This is a genomic window from Rhizobium sp. RHZ02, from assembly GCF_014851575.1.
GTDB lineage: Bacteria > Pseudomonadota > Alphaproteobacteria > Rhizobiales > Rhizobiaceae > Rhizobium > Rhizobium altiplani.
Genome location: NZ_JACUZX010000001.1, coordinates 42,731 through 60,408, shown reverse-complemented (window position 1 = coordinate 60,408; position 17,678 = coordinate 42,731). Strand labels below are relative to the sequence as shown.

Genomic DNA, 17,678 nt, shown 5'->3' with positions numbered 1-17,678 from the left:
CGCCTAGTTCACCAGAGCGCAGCCGCTCTTGGCGGGATCGATATAGGCTTCCTTGCCCGGGATGGTCGCGAGAACGTTGAAGTAGTCCCACGGTTCCTTGCTGTCGGCCGGCTTCTTGACCTGCAGCAGGTACATGTCGTGGATCATGCGGCCATTCGGGCCGACGGTGCCACCGCGAGCGAAGACGTCGTCGACGGGCAGTTCGTGCAGCTGCTTGGCAACGGCCTCGGTGTCGTCGGTGCCGGCCTTGTCGATCGCCTTGAGATACTGGAGCACGGCCGAATAGGTACCGGCGTGGATCATGTTCGGCATCTTGCCGGTGCGGGCGAAGAACTTCTTGCCGAATTCGCGGCTCTTGTCGTCGAGGTTCCAGTAATAGCCTTCCGTCAGCGTCAGGCCTTGCGCTGCCTCGAGCCCCAAGCCGTGAACTTCGGCCAGCGTGAAGAGCAGTGCCGCCAGATGCTGGCCACCCTGAGTGATGCCGAACTCGGCAGCCTGCTTGATGGCGTTGGACGTATCAAGACCGGCATTGGCAAGGCCGATCACCTTGGCGCCGGAGGATTGTGCCTGCAGAAGGAAGGACGAGAAATCCTGGTTCGACAGGGGATGGCGGACAGAACCGACGACCTTGCCGCCGGCGGACTTGACGAAATCGCTCGTCTGCTGCTCCAGGGAGTAGCCGAATGCGTAGTCGGCCGTCAGGAAGAACCAGCTGTCGCCGCCTTGCTTGACGAGCGCTCCGCCGGTGCCGACGGCAAGCGCATGCGTGTCATAGGCCCAGTGGAAGCCGTAGGGCGAACAGGCCTTGCCGGTGAGATCCGTGGTCGCGGCCCCGGTGACGATGTTGATCTTCTTCTTTTCCTTCGCGATCGCCTGAACCGCGAGCGCCACTGACGAGGTGGTCAATTCCATGATCGCGTCCACTTGCTCCGTGTCGTACCACTGGCGGGCAATGTTGGAGGCGATGTCAGGCTTGTTCTGGTGGTCGGCGTCGACAATCTCCACCGGCACGCCAAGCACCTTGCCGCCGAAATCCTCGACCGCCATCTTGGCCGCCTCGACGGAGGACTTGCCGCCGAAATCAGCGTAGACGCCGGACTGGTCGTTCAGGATGCCGATCTTCACCTTGCCGTCGGATGCACCATCGGCAAGCACGGCAGTGCTGCTTGCAAGCAGGAATGCCAGCGACGCAATGAGATTCTTTCGCATATGTCTCTCCTCCCAGAGATTGGCCAGAATGCGGATCTGTTCAAATTTGGCCAGCCGCCCTCCTCAAGGCCGCCAGCGCATGCCCCACGATCATGGAATTGCACCAATCAGGCAAGGCCGCTTTACAACTAATTCCAAACAGTATCTGTTCGTTTTTGAACAGAACTATTGGTCTGTCGCGGTTCCCCAATGAATGCAGATCGTTAGGGCGCTTTCGTTGGAACCTAGGGCGGACGACGACGACGTGCAGGCTGGGGCGCATTAGACGAAAGACCAATATCGAACGGCTGGATGATGCAAGCGCCGATTTGGGGGATCCGAATGAACAATCCGCCGCAATTTACATGGGATGACCTGCAGTTCTTTCTCGCGGTTGCCCGCACCGGACAGCTGTCGACTGCGGCGCGGCAATTGCGCACCAGCCACGCCACCGTGTCGCGCCGCATCGACCGGCTGGAGTTCGCGCTCAAGGTCAAGCTCTTCGAACGCAACCCTCGCGGCTATGTGATGACGGCGATGGGCGCCCGCTTCGTCGAAACCGCCGAGAAGATGGAGCAGGAGACCGAACGGTTGCGCGCCGACCTCACCGACGGCGCAACGACCCAACGCGGTGTGGTACGCCTCAGTGCGCCCGAGGGCTTCTCCAATTTCTTCTTCGCGCGTGTGTTGCCGCAGTTCGTCGCCCGGCATCCGAATTTGTCGCTCGAACTTGTGACGATCCAGCAGATCATGTCGCTGTCGCGCAAGGAGGCCGATATCACCGTCGTTCTCGATGAGCCGAAGGGCGGACCGTATTTCTCCGACAAGCTCACCGACTACCACCTTCAGGTCTATGGCTCGCGGGACTATCTGCACCGAAGCGCGCCCATCACCTGCCGCGACGACCTCCTGGGGCACCCGTTCATCAGCTACATAGAGGAAATGATCTTCGCCCCTGGCCTCGACTATCTTGGCGACGTGCATCCGCGCATCAAGCCGCAGTTCCAGAGCTCGAGCATCTTTGCGCAGCTGACGGCGACCAGAAATGGTCTTGGGCTTTGCGTGCTTCCCTATTTCTTCGCAAGTCGCTACCCCGAACTCGAGCGGGTTCTGCCTGAAGAGGTCGATCTCAGGCGGCACTACTGGATCACCTGCCATCGCGATCTTCGCCAGTCGCCGCGGGTGCGTGCGGTCATCGATTTCCTGCGCGAGGCGGTGACCGGCGAGGACGTCAGGTTCATTCCGCCCTGGGTGAAGCGATAAGGCGCCACCGAGCAGTGTTCTTGGCGAGTTGACCCATTCGACGGCCGGGTCTATGCCCGAAGGATGTTGGTGCCAGCAGGTGAATGAGGAGAAGTGACCATGCAGCATACCCGCGAGATCTTTGATTGGGCCGATCCGTTTCGCCTTGTCGAGCAGCTGACCGACGAGGAGCGCATGGTGCAGGAGACGGCGCAGGCTTATGCACAGGACAAGCTGGCGCCGCGCGTGCTCGAAGCCTTCCGTCACGAGAAGACCGATCCGGAGATCTTTCGCGAAATGGGCGAACTCGGACTGCTCGGGCCGACGATCGCGCCGGAATATGGTGGCGCCGGCCTGGGCTACGTCGCTTACGGTCTGATTGCCCGCGAGGTTGAGCGCGTCGACAGCGGCTACCGCTCGATGATGAGCGTGCAGTCGTCCCTCGTCATGGTGCCGATCGACGCCTTCGGCTCCGAGGCGCAGAAGCAGAAGTACCTGCCGAAGCTTGCGACCGGCGAGTGGATCGGCTGCTTTGGCCTCACCGAACCCAACCACGGCTCAGATCCGGGCTCGATGGTGACGCGGGCGAAAAAGGTTGATGGCGGCTACAGCCTGACCGGCGCCAAGACCTGGATTTCCAATGCCCCGATCGCCGACGTATTTGTCGTCTGGGCCAAGACCGAAGACGGCGTCATACGTGGCTTCATCCTCGAGAAGGGCTGGAAGGGCCTGTCGGCGCCGGCGATCCACGGCAAGGTCGGCCTGCGCGCCTCGATCACCGGTGAGGTGGTGATGGATGAGGTGTTCGTACCGGAGGAGAACCTGCTGCCCAACGTCTCGGGCCTCAAGGGCCCGTTCACCTGCCTGAACTCGGCCCGCTTCGGCATTGCCTGGGGGGCGCTCGGCGCTGCCGAGGACTGCTATGCCAGGGCACGTCAATATGTGCTCGACCGCAAGCAGTTCGGCCGGCCGCTGGCTGCCAACCAGCTCATCCAGAAGAAGCTCGCCGACATGGTGACCGAAATCGCGCTCGGCCTGCAGGGCTGCATCCGGCTCGGCCGCATGAAGGAGGACGGGCACCCGCCCGTGGAACTGACCTCCATCGTCAAGCGCAATTCCTGTGGCAAGGCCCTCGACATCGCAAGGCTGGCGCGCGACATGCTCGGCGGCAATGGCATTTCCGACGAGTTCGGCATTGCCCGCCATCTCGTCAACCTCGAGGTGGTCAACACCTATGAGGGAACCCACGACGTCCACGCCCTTATCCTCGGCCGCGCCGTCACGGGCATAGCCGCCTTCGCCAATTGAAACAAGTAAACCATCGCGCAAATTGAAACCTGCGCGACAATGTGCAAGCTTCCCATGACCGCGTTTAGATTGTGCGCGGCATGGGGGATTGCACATGCTTTTGCTTCTTGCATTTCTGATTGGAATTATCGCGGGTCTCAGGGCCATGACGGCGCCTGCCGCCGTTGCCTGGGCCGCTGCTCTCGGCTGGCTTGACGTTTCGCAGACGCCGCTTGCCTTCATGGGATACCGTTGGGCCCCATGGGTGTTCACCCTGCTCGCTGTGGTCGAGCTGATCACCGACCAGCTGCCCTCGACCCCGTCCCGCAAGGTTCCGATGCAATTTGCCGCTCGCTTGATCATGGGCGGGCTGGCGGGCGCCACGATCGGTGTTACCGGCGTCTCACTCATTGGCGGACTGATCGCGGGCGTCGTTGGCGCAGCGATTGGCACGTTCGGTGGAGCGGCGGCTCGTGGTAAACTCGCCGCCGCCTTCGGCAAGGATACACCGGCAGCGCTGATCGAGGATGCGGTTGCGATCATCGGCGCGCTCATCATCGTGGGAGCAGTGTGATGCCTAGTTTCGACGCCATCGTCATCGGGGCCGGCCAATCCGGTCCCTTCCTCGCCGCGCGCATGGTCGCGAAGGGCATGAAGGTGGCGTTGATCGAACGCAAGTTCCTCGGCGGCACCTGTGTCAATGCCGGCTGCATGCCCACCAAGACGCTGGTGGCAAGTGCCCGTGCCGCCCACATGGCGCGGCGCGGCGCGGACTTCGGCGTGGTGCTTCCAGGTGGCGTGGGTATCGACATGACTGTCGTGCGCAAGCGTGCCGAAACCGTGACGATGAACGCCCGCAACGGCCTGATCAACTGGTTCGCCGGAATGGACGGCATGACCGTCATCTATGGGCATGCCCGCTTCGAGGACGCCCATAGCGTGACCGTCAACGGCGAGATCCTGACGGCCCCAAAGATCTTCCTGAATGTCGGCGCGCGGCCGACCATTCCCGATATGCCCGGGATTGGCGGCATAGACTACCTGACAAGCACCTCGATCATCCATCTCGACCGTCTTCCGAGGCACCTTGCTGTCATCGGCGGCAGCTATATCGGGCTTGAGTTCGCGCAGATGTATCGCCGGTTCGGCGCTGAGGTGACGGTGATCGAGCGCGGGCCGAAGCTTGCTTCGCGTGAGGATGCCGACATTTCAGACGCGATCGCTGACATCCTGCGCTCGGAAGACATTGCCGTACATACGGATGCCGACGGGATCGGATTTGCCAATACGGCCAACGGCATCAGCGTCAGCATCGGCAATGGTCAGCCGGCCATTGAGGCGAGCCACGTGCTGGTTGCCACCGGGCGCACGCCGAACACCGACGACCTCGGTCTTGACAAGGCAGGCGTCGCCACCGACCGGCGCGGTTACATCACCGTTGACGACAAGCTTGCCACCAATGTCGAGGGGATCTTCGCGCTCGGCGATTGCAATGGCCGAGGCGCCTTCACCCACACATCCTACAATGACTTCGAGATCGCTGCCGCGAACCTTCTCGACGGCGAGGATCGCAAGGTCAGCGATCGCATTCCTGCTTATGCGCTCTATATCGACCCGCCGCTCGGCCGCGTCGGGATGACCGAGAAGGAAGCACGGGCGTCGGGCCGCACCATCATGATCTCCACACGGCCGATGAGCCGTGTCGGCCGCGCCAACGAGCGCGCCGAGACCAAGGGCTTCATGAAGGTGATCGCCGATGCCGAAACGCAGCAGATCCTGGGTGCTGCAATCCTCGGGATCGAAGGCGACGAGGCGATCCACGGTTTCATCGACGCGATGAATGCCAAGGCGCCCTATCCGGTGCTGAAATGGGCGGTGCCGATCCATCCAACCGTGTCAGAACTCATTCCGACATTGCTCGGGGATTTGAAGGCGGTCTAGCAAATCGCCGCGGCGGCCGGTCTGGGGTGAGAGCCGCAATCCATGATCTCTCGCCCACTCGAAATCTTCGGTTACGTCGTCGCGGAGGGTTATTGGAGTGAGGTGCGCCACTCGATATCCCTTATGACCACGGTGGGCGCACGCCCAGCAATCCGGGCAACACCGTCCCCTGCCCGTGATCGCCTCAGGCCGCCGCGACCAGATGCCGATCGCCGATGTCCGTCAGCTGATTGTAGACCGGCTGGTATCCGAGCGGCCGGATCGGGCTTTTGATCTCGCGCGCCGCTGCGTCATAAAGCCGGCGCTCTCGGCGTGGATCCGGAACCGGCACCGCGCTGAGCAGCTGGCGCGTATAGTTGTGCCGCGGGTTTTCGAAGATCTGCCGGCGGGTTCCCACTTCCACGAACTGGCCCATATACATCACCGCCACGCGGTGACTGATCTGTTCGACCACGGCCATGTCGTGGGAGATGAACAGATAGGCAATGCCGGTCTCGTTCTGGATATCCTGCAGTAGATCAAGAACCTGCGCCTGGATCGATACGTCGAGCGCCGAGACGCTTTCGTCCGCGATGATGACCTTCGGTGACAGCGACAAGGCGCGCGCAATCGAGATGCGCTGGCGCTGGCCGCCGGAAAATTCGTGCGGATAGCGATTGATCTGATCCGAAGACAGGCCAACCCGGCGGAACAAGTACTCCACCCGGTCCTTGAGCTCGGAGCCCTTGGCAAGGCCATGGATTACCAACGGCTCGGCCACGAGATCGCCAACGCGATAGCGCGGATCGAGCGAGGCATAGGGATCCTGGAACACCATCTGCACGTCGCGGAGGATCGGCTTCATCGCCCGGCGACCGAGCCCGCTCGTCTCCTGTCCCGCAACCCGGATCGAGCCTGTCCACGGGATCAGGTTCATCAGCGCCTTGCCGGTCGTCGACTTGCCGCAGCCGCTTTCACCGACCAGCGAGAGTGTCTCGCCCTTCGCGATCTCGAAGCTCAGGCCCTCGACCGCATGGACGCGGCTCACCGGACGCTGGAGAATGCCGCCCTTGATGTCGAAACGCACGGTGAGATCCCTCACCTCCACCAGCGCCCCGTCGGTCCGTGCCGCAGCCTCCGTGGTCGCGGAGACAGGAACGGCGGGGATCGGTTTTGCTCGCTTCGGCGTGTCGATGCCGTGCATTTCCCCGAGCGTTGGAACCGCCTCGAGCAGCATCTGCGTGTAGGGCGCGCCCGGTTTTTCGAAGATGTCGTGCACGGTGCCGTATTCCACGGCTTTGCCATTCTTCATCACCAGGACATGGTCGGCCATTTCCGCGACGACGCCCATGTCGTGGGTGATCATGATCACCGCCGTTCCATTCTCCTTCTGCAGGTGGCGGATCAGGCTCAGGATTTGCGCCTGCACCGTTACGTCAAGCGCCGTGGTCGGTTCGTCGGCGATCAGGATATCGGGGCCTTGCGACAGCGCGATCGCGATCATCACACGTTGACGCATGCCGCCTGAAAGTTCATGCGGGTATTGGCTTAACCGCCGTGCCGCGTCTGATATCTGCACTTGTTCCAGAAGCCGCAGGGCCTCGGCCATGGCTTCGGCATGGCTCATCGGCCGTTGCGCCGTGATCGCTTCGACGAGCTGGCGCCCGATCGTCAGGACCGGATTGAGCGAGGTCATCGGCTCCTGGAAGATCATTCCGATTTCCTTGCCGCGTAGCTTGCGCAGTCCCTCGTCGTCGAGCGCGAGGACATCACGGCCCTTGAACAGCGCCAGGCCGGAAGCGACCCGTGCCATCGGCTTCGGCAGCAGCTGGATCAGCGACAGTGCCGTCATCGACTTGCCGGAACCGCTTTCGCCGGCGATGCACAGCGTTTCGCCGCGCATGAGATCGAAACTCAGGCCGTCGACGACGGTCTTCGCGCCCATGGGGGTCGCCACCTGTGTCACGAGATCGCGAACAGAAAGTAGCGGTTCTGAGGATGTCTTGTGCGTCGTCGTCATGGCTTGCGATCAATAAGGGTGAAAGAAGCGGAGCCGCGTTTGAAACGCGGCTCCGCATGGCTTATTCGAACACGATCCGCGGGAAGTAGAACGACACGACCCAGTTCGGCATGTCGACGATTTCGCTGATGCGCAGGTCGCCGCAGACCGAGCAGAGCATATAGGCGTCGTCGGCGGAGAGGTTGTAAAGCTTGCCGAGCAGATCGACCATGTTGGAAACGGCGGCCTTGGCCCCATCCATCAGGTCCGCTCCGATCCCGGTCGTCACCTCGTAGCCCTTGGCGTCGAGATGACGGGTCACCGGGCCGGGCGTGGTGAAGCGCGGCATGGACAGCTTGGCGCCCTTGACGAGATCCAGCGTCACCGTGAGGTTCATCTGGCTTTCGATCGCCGTGCCGCAAACCTCGCCATCGCCCTGTGCAGCGTGCGTGTCGCCGATCGAGAACAGGCCGCCAGCGACTTCAACCGGCAGGTAAAGCACAGAGCCGGAGGACAGGTCCCGAATGTCGAGGTTGCCCCCCACCCGCCGCGGCGGAACAACCGAATGACGCCCTTCTTCCGCCAGCGCCAGCCCGATCGTGCCGGCGAACGGTTTCAACGGCACGCGGCCGTTCTTGCCGAACATAGCCGGCTCCATGCTGACGGGATCGTATTTCCACACCGTCAGTGCCGGGCTGGTGAACTGATCCGCCAGAAGTCCGAAACCCGGAATGATCCCCGTCCAGCCGAAGCCGGAAGGCTCGAACTCGTGGATGGTGATCTTGACCGCGTCCCCGGGCTCGGCCCCGTCGATATAGACGGGACCGGTGACCGGATTGACCTTCGAGAAATCCAGCGTCGCGACATCGGCCGCGGTGCTGTTGGCATTGAAGTGCCCGCTGCCGCTATCCATGCATTCGAAGCGGATTGTCGAGCCCGGCGCGACTTTCTCGACAGGCGGGATCGAACGATCCCACCCGAAGTGATGATGCGCGCCGTGGATGGTGTAGTTACAGTTATTGCACATCTTTGGCGTAAACCTGCTCGTAGTTGATGGGGATGTGGACCGGATCGACGAAAATCGCGTCCGGACCACCGAGCCGCTCGGAGCGGATGGTGAATCGCTGCTCGTTGAAGACTGGTGCCCACGGGGCATCCTTCATGATGTCGAGGAAGATCGACCGCCAGGCTTCCTCGCGTTCAGCCTTCTTGGCCGGATCGGTGATCGAATCGGCCGCGGTTGCGCGCTCTTCCAGTGCCTTGTTGCAGTAGTAGGACCAGTTCCAACCACCCTTGACCGCGCCCGAGCAGCCGAGGATCGGGCCGTAGAAGTTGGACGGATCCGGGAAGTCGGCGATCCAGGCCATGCCGCCCGACCAGACCATCGGCGCCTGGTCCGGCTCACCGCCGGCGGCAATGACATTGGCCTGGGCCAGCGACTTGATTTCAGCCTTGATGCCGATGGCGGCGAGATCCTGTTGGATCGCCTGGGCGATGCGAGGCTGCGGGTCGGTGTTGTAGACGTAGAGTTCGGTTTCGAATCCGTCCGCCAGACCGGCTTCCGCCAAAAGCTTCTTGGCGCCCTCCACGTCGTACTTGTAGCCTTCGAAGTCCTTGGCGAAGCCCGGCATGGTCGGCGGCAGAGGCTGGTTCGCCGGAACGCCGCGGCCGTTGATGATGCGGATGATGCGATCCTTGTTGATCGCCATGTTGACGGCCTGACGCACCTTGACGTTGTCGAAGGGCTTCATCGTCGTCTTCATGGTGACGTAGCCGGTGTGCAGCTGACCGCCCTCGACAATCAGCTTGGCATAGGTCGGGTCGTTCTTCACCTCGAGGAACTTCGCCGGCGGAATGCCGTCGCCGGCGACGTCGACCTCGCCTTTCTGCAGGCGCAGAAGTGCCACAACCGGCTCCTGGCCAACCTCAAAAGTGATCTGGTCGAGCTTCGGAAGGCCAGCGTTCCAGTAATCCTTGTTGCGCTCGAACACGAGCTTCTGGCCGAGCGTCCACTCGCCAAGCTTGAACGCGCCCGTACCGACCGGATGCTTGCCGAAATCGGCGCCCCATTTTTCGACTTCTTCCTTCGGGACGACAAAGGAGAAGTTGATCGCCATGACGTGCAGGAAGGTGGCGTCCGGACGGGTCAGTTCGAACTTGATCGTGTAGGGATCAACGACAGTGACGCCCTCCAGCGACTTGGCCGAACCGTCGGCCATCTTGTCGAAGCCCTTGATCGAGCCAAAGAAGCCAGCGCCGGGGCTCTGGGTCGCCGGGTTGGTGACGCGGTCCAGCGAATATTTCACGTCCTCGGCAGTCATTTCGCGGCCGTTGTGGAACTTCACGCCCTTGCGCAGCTTGAAGGTGAAGGTCTTGCCGTCGTCGGAGATGGTGTAGTCCTCGGCGAGATCTTTCCGAAGTGTGGAAGTGCCGGGTTCGTAGTCCATGAGACCGTCGAACAGGCTCTTGATCATCGACCAGTTCTGCCAGTCATAGCCGATGGCCGGATCGAGCGTCGACACGTCGTCCTTGTAGGTCACGACCATCTGGCCGCCCTGTTTGATGTCATCGGCGTGTACCGCCGTCATGCCCGCTGCGGCAATGGCAAAGAACGCCACGCCTGCAAGAAGTGTCTTACGCATTTGCAATTCTCCTCTGGTTTTTTTGTACCTGTTCACGTTATCCGCCGACGATCGTCAGCGAAGCTTGATGCGCGGATCGATCATCGGGGCGATGAGGTCCGCCATGAGATTGCCGACGACGATGGCCAGGGCCGAGACCAGCGTGACTCCCATGATGATCGGAATGTCCACCCGCTGGATCGCCTGCCAGGCAAGCTGGCCGATACCGGGCCACCCGAATACGCTTTCGACGACGACGATGCCCGACATGAACATCCCGATGTCGATTCCGATCATCGCGATTACCGGCAGAATGGCATTGGGCAGCGCGTGGCGGAAAATCACCGTGGCGCGGCCAAGCCCCTTGGAATGAGCCGTGCGGATGAAGTCCTGGCGCAGCACCTCGATCATCGAGGAACGCATCATGCGCGCATACCAGCCCGCTCCCAGCACTCCGAGAGTGAGCGACGGAAGCACCAGATGCGAAAAGGTGCCGTAGCCGCCGATCGGAAACCAGCCGAGCTGCACGGAAAAAACGTAGAGCATCAGGATGCCGATAACGAATTGCGGCGCCGAAACGCCGACGAAGGAAAGGAGCATCAGCCCGTTGTCGAGCCCCGAGCCACGGCGCAGCGCCGAGACGAGACCCATGGCGATGCCGAGAATGAGTTCGCAGGTGATCGCCCCTGCCATCAGAAGCAGGCTTGCCGGCAGGCGCGAGGCGATCAGCTCTACCACCTCGGTTTTCTGCAGGTAGGAGCGGCCGAAATCGCCGTGCAGCAGTCCGGTCGCATAGCGCAGATACTGCTGGTAGAATGGCAGGTTGAGCCCGAGTTGCTGACGGATGCTTTCCACTGTCTCGGCCGTCGCGCTGCGCCCGGCGATCTGGCGGGCCGGATCGGCCGGCAAAAGGTAAAGCAGCACGAAGGTGACCAGACTGATGCCGACCAGAATGAGCGCCGATTGCAGCAGGCGGCGGGCGATGTAGGAGATCATCAGTGGTGCCCCTGCTGAGTCGGGTCGAGGATGTCGCGCAGGGCATCGCCGACGAGATTGAACGCGAGCGCGAGCAAGATGATCGCAAAACCCGGAATGAAGACGAGCCAGGGCGCGCTGGTGAAATAGGTCTGGTTCTCGAAGATGATGTTGCCCCAGGAGGCCGTCGGCGGCTGGACGCCGATGCCGAGGTAGCTGAGCGTCGCCTCGAGCAGCACCGTCGTTGCAATGCCGAGCGTCGCATAGACGACGATGGTCGATAGCAGATGCGGGAAAATGTGGCGGGTGAGGATGCGGAAAGTCCCTGCTCCGAGCGCCCGTTCAGCCTCTACGAAATCCCGCTCGGCAAGCGAACGCGTTTCCGTGTAGAGCACGCGGGCGATCTGCACCCAGTTGACCATGGCGATCACCATGGCAACGATCAGGAGGCTCGGGCGGAAGATCGCCGCAAGCACGATGGCAAGCAACAGCGCCGGAAATGCCATCATCAGATCGGTGAAGCGCATCAGCACAGTACTCACCCAGCCCTTGAAATAGCCGGCAGTGATACCGACCGCCGAGCCGATGAGGACGGAGACGCCGTTGGCGATGACGCCAATGATCAGCGAGGTGCGCGCGCCGTAGATGATGCGGCTCAAGAGATCGCGGCCGACCAGATCGGTGCCGAACCAGAACTGCGCGGTCGGCGCGAGCGGCGCGCCCTCGAGCGTCAGTCCTTCGAAGAACTGTTCATCCGGATTGTAAGGAACGATCCATGGCGCAAACACTGCGGCGAAAACGATCAGCGCAATGACGATCAGCCCGAAAACGGCAAGTTTGCGCTTCAGGAGGCGGCGAAAGACGCCAGGTGTCGGGGCAACAGGGACGGAGATGGCGACCTCAGCCACGGCGCTTGCCCTCGTTCAACCCGGTTTTCTCCAGAATGATTTGAGCGACCTCGTCGATCGTTCGGCGTTCGTCCATCGCGCGGCGGCGAAGCAGCGCATAGGCGGCGTCGGCCGGCAGCCGCTCCCGCACCATCAGGATCGCGGTGGCCGCGGCAAGGTTTTCCCGGTTCGCCAGACGTTCGGAGAGCGTTGCGACCTCGCTTGCGAGCGACTTGCGGCGTTTAAACGCATGCGTGGCAATGACCAGCGCGCTATAGACGCCCGAGCTGCCGATCGGCTTCAGCAGCTGCGCGTCGGCGCCGTGGCTGACGGCCCAGGTGATCCGTCCCGGTGCTTCGCTGCCGATCAGGGCGATCGTCGGAATGGGCGCCTCGCCGGCGCTCCAGGGAAACTGCTCATCATAGCCCATGTCGGCGTCGAACATCAGCACGTCGAAATCCTGAAACGACTGTTCGGCCGCAAGCTCCGGCCAGACGGTCACGGCGCTGACGCCGATACGCGCGAACTGGCGTTCCAGCGCCTCGGTATTGGCGTGTTGGCGGTGCAGGATCAGCGCTCTTAGGCCTTCGAAGGAAGGCGTCATGAAGCCATTGTTCATTAGACGAGTCTCAGCTGTGGTCGGGACGGAGTCGTCGCGGTTTCGATTGCGGGAACGGCAAGCGCCGAGCGGATGAGGAAGGGATCCGGTGCGATCGCGTCGCGTCCTTGCCGGACGATATCATAACGGCCGCCGGCAGTCGCCCGAGCGACATGCGCGACCACGTGAATGTGGTTGTTGGCCGGGTCGATCCGCAACGGGCCGAAGGGCGTTTCGACCGCGCGTGCCTTGACCGCTTCGAGCACATCGAGTGCCGCCGCCTCGCCTGCGACCTCGATCCCGGCAGCGATCAGCAGAACCGCCGAATAGGCCTGCGCGAAGAAGGCCGATATGCCGGCGGCGCGAGCGTCTTCTGGAAGTCCCGCGAGAAAGCGCGCGTTCTCCTGCGTCTCCAGCGTTTCGAAATAGGTGGCTGTGGTGTAGTGCCCTTCGGCCGCGGGCATGATCTTGACGATCTCGTTCTCACCGAGATTGCAGCTCAGCACCGGGCGACGGCCCGGCGCGAAATCGCCGTCGCGCTCGCCGAGCGCGCGATAGGCGCGCAGGAAAGCGTAGGATGACGGTCCAATCAGCGAATTGAGGATGAAATCCGGCTTTTTGCGGTGAATTTCATCGATGATACGGTCGATATCGGCGTCGCCGAGCGGAACGTGCCTTTCGCCGAGGACCTCGCCACCGGAACGCAGGATCACATCACGAGCAATACGGCAGGTCTCCCAGCCCCAAATGTAGTTTGAGCCGAGGAGGAAACCCCGGCGGCCGAAGGCAGGAAGGGCGAATTCCAGAAGCGGTAGAATGTGCTGGTTGGCGCAGGCACCGACATAGACAACATTCTCGTTCGCCTCGAACCCCTCGTAGACGCAGGGGTACCAGAGGAGTGCCTGCGTCTTTTCCAGGACCGGGATGACCTCTTTGCGGCTCCAGGATGTCGTGCAGCCGACAATATGTCGGACCTCGCCACCGCTCACCAGCTCGGCGGCAAGCGCAGCATAGCGATCGGTATTTCCCTTCGGATCGGCAGCGCTGGCCTCAAGCCGGAACGGCAGGCCGGTGCGTGCATTGACTGCGGCGATCCCGGCCATTGTGCCAGCGTAGCCCTGCTCACCCAGATCCGCGTAGGGACCGGAGCGGGAAAACAATACGCCGACCTGAACAACCGTCCGAGTGTCCAAAAAGCACCTATGAACGAAAAAACCCCACGCGGGATGTCATCCCGGTGAGGCCGAACCGCCTGATTTTTTTCGATGTTCGGAATTGATAGCGCCCTTTATATAGGGCCGTCAAGTATAGGCGAAGCAAGGATTGAAGTGACGACAACCATTCTGAGGGCCAGAAACTGTGCTCCCGGTCCTATATGCCGATGATAGCCTCAGCGCATTTCGGCGTCATCTCTTGACCCGCCGCCCAAACGACGAAATCAATCATGAAACCGGGCTGGAAAAGAGCCGCCCCGGCGCGTTTCCAAGCGAGCGACGATCCGATATCGTTGGGACCGAGGTCCTGCGGGAGCTCCACAGTTTGATCGATGTCTTGGGTCACGTTTACCCTGCGGCCAAGGCGCATAGTCGCTCACGGCGCGAACGCCATGGTGGAGGAGAACGATCGTCATGAATTGCCATGCCTCGCCTGTCGATCGACCGATTTGCAGCCCCGGAAGATGTCCACTCCGGCAAAGCCGCGTTCGAGCAAGATCTTCACGCGGTGTCAGACGGATGCCGGCTTCATGAACCAGAAAGCGCCCCAGCCGGGATCTCATGTTCCCGTCCTGCCCAGCCTTGCCGATTTTCATCCGCTGAGCGCCGCAGAAACGAAGGTCGTGGCACATCTGCAGCTCGGAGACTTCGACCGATTGGGCGACGGTCTGCGGCCGGAACAGGAAGATCCCGAGCGGACGGTGCGGGCGGACCTGTTGCGCTATCTCATCCTTGGCGACGGTGCCTATCGCTTGCATGAGAAGGGGTTGAGGCTGAGCGGAGCCTGGATCATTGGCATTCTCGACCTGGAGGGGTGCCGGATACCGCGCGACATCGGTCTCAAGGATTGTCACTTCGACGCCTCGCCGGTGCTGCGCTCGGCGGTTATCGACAATCTGTTCCTGGACGGTTCGGCCCTGCCCGGCTTGCAGGCCGACAGGTTGGAGGCACGGGGGGTCATTTCGCTTCGCGGCGCGATTGTTACCGGTGAAATCCGCCTTCCCGGCGCGCGGATTGGCGGTAGCATTGAGGCTGATGGCGTTTCGATCGCTTCGCCCGGCGATATGGCGTTCGACGCCGAGGCATTGGAAACACGCGGTGGTATCCTGTTGCGTGGCGCCAATGTGCGTGGCGGCATCAATCTTTCGGCGGCGCGCCTGGGGGGCGACGTCAATGCGGTCGGCGCACAGATTGAACGCCCGGGCGAAGTCGCATTGAACGCAGACGCGATCGTGGCAGGGGGCGACCTTGCCTTGCGTGGGGCGACCATCGTCGGCGAAACGCGCCTGCTCGGTGCCCGCTTCGGAGGTGACGTCAATTGCACCTCCGCATCATTTTCGCAGCCGGACGGCAATGCGCTGCGGCTCAATCGCGCCATCATCGACGGCGCATTCTTCCTGCGACAAGGTGCATCCGTCGAGGGTGCGCTCGACCTCACTGCGACGACGATCGGCGCGATCGATGACGATCAGAGCAGCTGGCCCAAGACTGGCGACCTGCTTTTGAACCGCTGCCGGTACGGTGCTTTCATTGGAGGACCAGCCGATGCGGCAAGCCGGCTCGACTGGCTATCGCGTCAGACGCCAGAACGGTGGAACGCGGACTTCTGGCCGCAGCCCTACGAGCATCTGTCGATGGTATTGCGGGAAATGGGCCATGACGAGGATGCCCGTGCGGTCTTGATCGCCAAGGAGCGACTGCAGCGGCGTGCGCGCCGAGCGCGTGCCAAAAATCCAATCTTGCGGGCAAGCCTGGCGATTGTCGACGGTGTGCTTGCCGTCACCCTTCGTTACGGGCGGCAGCCTCTGCTGGTGCTGGTCTGGCTGATGCTCTTTTGGGCGATCGGCACGGGTGTCTTCGCATTCGCCTATCGCGACGGTGCGATGAAACCGAACAATCCCATCGTTCTGCGTTCCCCCGAATGGACGATGTGTGATCTCCCGCGAACCGAAATCCGCTATATGCCATCAACCGGACAGGACCTGGCTGGACGTGCCGCGGTCGGGGAAGACCAGCTCACTTGCTTCCGCAATCAGCCGGAAGCGGCCAGCTACCCGGAGTTCAATGCGCCAATGTACTCGCTGGATGTACTCCTGCCGGTAGCGTCCATCGGTCAAAGGGAATACTGGCGACCGGATTCGATGAAACCAAACGGCGCGTTCTCCTTGAGATATTTTTTCTTCCAGTCCGTCATCGGCTGGGCCCTCAGCCTTCTGGCTGTCGCTGGTTTCTCCGGTCTGGTGAAATCACACTAAAATAGCCGGACGCGACTCGCTATCAAGGCTGAAGATGCGTGAGTTCCTCACCAAGCTGTCGCAACGGCAGCACCTCGATTTCGTTGTTGAGAGGATAGGCCTCGGACCCTGGGTAAACGACGATGCGGCGATCGGGCTTCAGTTCCAGACAGGCGTTATGAAAGCCGCGTTCCACTTTCGGAGTGAGACTTCGCTTGATCTCGATTGCCCAACGGCGCCCGCCGGGCAGAGTGACAACGAGGTCGACCTCGGCGCCGGCAGCGGTACGATAGAAGTTCGCATGTGCGCCCACTGGCATAGCGGCATGAAGCGTTTCGATCACGAATCCTTCCCAACTGGCGCCGGCGATCGGGTGCCCGAGAATATCCTCGAGCGTTGTCAATCCAAGTAGACTGTGGAGCAGCCCGGAGTCGCGAACGTACACACGCGGCGACTTTACCAGGCGTTTGCCCGCATTGTTGTGCCAGGGTTCGAGCCGACGCACCAGAAGCAGATCCACCATGAGATCGAGATAGGAAGCAACAGTCTTTCCGTCGACGCCAAGTGCGCGGGCGAAGTCTGCCGCATTGAGAAGGCCGGATTGATGGTGCGCGAGCATTGTCCAGAATCGGCGTAGCGTTTCGGCAGGGATCCTTGGTCCAAGAAGCGGAATGTCCCGTTCTAGGTACGTTCGAATGAAATCAAGGCGCCACCGCCGGCTAACAGCATCTGTCCTGGCCAGAAGACTTTCAGGAAACCCACCCCGGTTCCACAGCGTATTGAGCTCAGTCGTGTGGACCTCGAGGCCGTCAATTGGGGCAAGCTCCAAATATGCTATCCGTCCAGCCAGGCTCTCGCCGGACTGTTTCAGGAGATCGATTGAGGCCGAGCCGAGCAAAAGGAAACGGCCGCTGCGCAATCCCTTTCGCCGCCCCTTGTCGATTAGTCCACGAAGAGCCTGGAAGAGGTCCGGAAGGCGGTGGACCTCGTCGAGAATAACCAGTTTATCCTCGTGACCGGAAAGGTAGAGCTCCGGTTCGGAGAGCTTGGCTCGATCGGCGTCCGACTCCAGATCGAGATAGATCGACGGCCGCTGTTCGCCTATTTCCAATGCGAGCGTTGTCTTTCCTACCTGTCGAGGTCCCAGCAAAGCGACGGCCGGATTGGAATCGATGAGCTCAATGAGTTCTAATGTTTTTCGCCTGCGGATCATCCTTGCAATTATGGAGTTCAGATCCAGAAATGCAAGGTTAAATATCGAGATGGGAAGGGAGACATGCGATTCAGATCCCTAGGCAAGCGACAGCACGCTAACGATCTCAAGTCGTGAAGTGGCGCCAGAGCGAGTCATATCCGCGGGGCGCGCGCGTCCGCTGCGCCGGGTTGCAACGTTGTAGCAGCTCGACGCCTGCTGCACCGACCGATGGCGTGATTGCTCCTCCGCCTCGGTGAGAGGACGCGATCTTCCAGATGTTCCGCTTTCAAGAACTATAGTGCGCTTTGCATCTCTCGG

14 protein-coding genes and 1 pseudogene are annotated in these 17,678 nt (G+C 61.6%); 5 read left to right on the top strand and 10 right to left on the bottom strand.

Annotation, left to right across the window (positions count from 1 at the left end; genetic code table 11):
- Positions 1-3: 3 nt before the first annotated feature.
- Positions 4-1,209, bottom strand: a complete 1,206-nt coding sequence (locus tag IB244_RS00235) for an ABC transporter substrate-binding protein (protein WP_018855463.1) — start codon at positions 1,207-1,209, stop codon at positions 4-6.
- Positions 1,210-1,530: 321 nt separating this feature from the next.
- On the opposite strand from IB244_RS00235, the gene IB244_RS00230 reads away from it, so the two are divergent.
- The 4 genes from IB244_RS00230 to IB244_RS00215 all read left to right on the top strand — a co-directional run bounded on the left by IB244_RS00230 (position 1,531) and on the right by IB244_RS00215 (position 5,658).
- On the top strand, positions 1,531-2,451 hold the full coding sequence (locus IB244_RS00230; RefSeq protein WP_113113108.1) for a LysR family transcriptional regulator: 921 nt from the start codon (positions 1,531-1,533) through the stop codon (positions 2,449-2,451).
- Positions 2,452-2,550: 99 nt separating this feature from the next.
- Positions 2,551-3,738: an acyl-CoA dehydrogenase gene (locus tag IB244_RS00225; RefSeq protein ID WP_192240087.1), complete on the top strand. Its 1,188-nt coding sequence runs from the start codon at positions 2,551-2,553 to the stop codon at positions 3,736-3,738.
- Positions 3,739-3,832: 94 nt separating this feature from the next.
- On the top strand, positions 3,833-4,291 hold the full coding sequence (locus IB244_RS00220) for a membrane protein (protein WP_018855460.1): 459 nt from the start codon (positions 3,833-3,835) through the stop codon (positions 4,289-4,291).
- Positions 4,291-5,658 carry an FAD-containing oxidoreductase gene (locus tag IB244_RS00215; RefSeq protein ID WP_192302702.1) on the top strand — a complete coding sequence of 456 codons (1,368 nt, stop codon included), beginning with the start codon at positions 4,291-4,293 and terminating at the stop codon, positions 5,656-5,658. Before IB244_RS00220 ends, IB244_RS00215 begins: the two co-directional genes overlap by 1 nt.
- 184 nt (positions 5,659-5,842) lie before the next feature.
- Here IB244_RS00215 and IB244_RS00210 read toward each other — a convergent pair whose 3' ends face one another.
- The 7 genes from IB244_RS00210 to IB244_RS00180 all read right to left on the bottom strand — a co-directional run bounded on the left by IB244_RS00210 (position 5,843) and on the right by IB244_RS00180 (position 13,910).
- Positions 5,843-7,657 carry an ABC transporter ATP-binding protein gene (locus IB244_RS00210; RefSeq protein WP_192302699.1) on the bottom strand — a complete coding sequence of 605 codons (1,815 nt, stop codon included), beginning with the start codon at positions 7,655-7,657 and terminating at the stop codon, positions 5,843-5,845.
- 61 nt (positions 7,658-7,718) lie between these two features.
- Positions 7,719-8,663, bottom strand: coding sequence for an acetamidase/formamidase family protein (locus IB244_RS00205; RefSeq protein WP_025658344.1), 945 nt, complete (start codon positions 8,661-8,663; stop codon positions 7,719-7,721).
- On the bottom strand, positions 8,653-10,278 hold the full coding sequence (locus IB244_RS00200; RefSeq protein ID WP_192302697.1) for an ABC transporter substrate-binding protein: 1,626 nt from the start codon (positions 10,276-10,278) through the stop codon (positions 8,653-8,655). Before IB244_RS00200 ends, IB244_RS00205 begins: the two co-directional genes overlap by 11 nt.
- 54 nt (positions 10,279-10,332) lie before the next feature.
- Entirely contained in the window at positions 10,333-11,253 is a 921-nt protein-coding gene (locus tag IB244_RS00195) for an ABC transporter permease (RefSeq protein ID WP_192302695.1), read from the bottom strand.
- On the bottom strand, positions 11,253-12,140 hold the full coding sequence (locus IB244_RS00190; protein ID WP_192302693.1) for an ABC transporter permease: 888 nt from the start codon (positions 12,138-12,140) through the stop codon (positions 11,253-11,255). The genes IB244_RS00195 and IB244_RS00190 overlap by 1 nt, the downstream gene beginning before the upstream one ends.
- Positions 12,133-12,738 carry an ANTAR domain-containing response regulator gene (locus IB244_RS00185; protein ID WP_192302691.1) on the bottom strand — a complete coding sequence of 202 codons (606 nt, stop codon included), beginning with the start codon at positions 12,736-12,738 and terminating at the stop codon, positions 12,133-12,135. The genes IB244_RS00190 and IB244_RS00185 overlap by 8 nt, the downstream gene beginning before the upstream one ends.
- Complete coding sequence (locus IB244_RS00180; protein WP_281419537.1) at positions 12,738-13,910, bottom strand: transporter substrate-binding protein; 1,173 nt, start codon at positions 13,908-13,910, stop codon at positions 12,738-12,740. Before IB244_RS00180 ends, IB244_RS00185 begins: the two co-directional genes overlap by 1 nt.
- 551 nt (positions 13,911-14,461) lie before the next feature.
- Between IB244_RS00180 and IB244_RS00175 the strand changes: the two genes are divergently transcribed.
- Positions 14,462-16,186: a hypothetical protein gene (locus tag IB244_RS00175; RefSeq protein ID WP_192302688.1), complete on the top strand. Its 1,725-nt coding sequence runs from the start codon at positions 14,462-14,464 to the stop codon at positions 16,184-16,186.
- Positions 16,187-16,208: 22 nt separating this feature from the next.
- On the opposite strand, the gene IB244_RS00170 is transcribed toward IB244_RS00175, so the two are convergent.
- Entirely contained in the window at positions 16,209-17,378 is a 1,170-nt protein-coding gene (locus IB244_RS00170) for an ATP-binding protein (protein ID WP_192302687.1), read from the bottom strand.
- Positions 17,379-17,456: 78 nt separating this feature from the next.
- A pseudogene (locus IB244_RS33030) lies at positions 17,457-17,636 on the bottom strand (hypothetical protein); the annotation flags it as partial.
- Between the last annotated feature and the right edge of the window lie 42 nt (positions 17,637-17,678).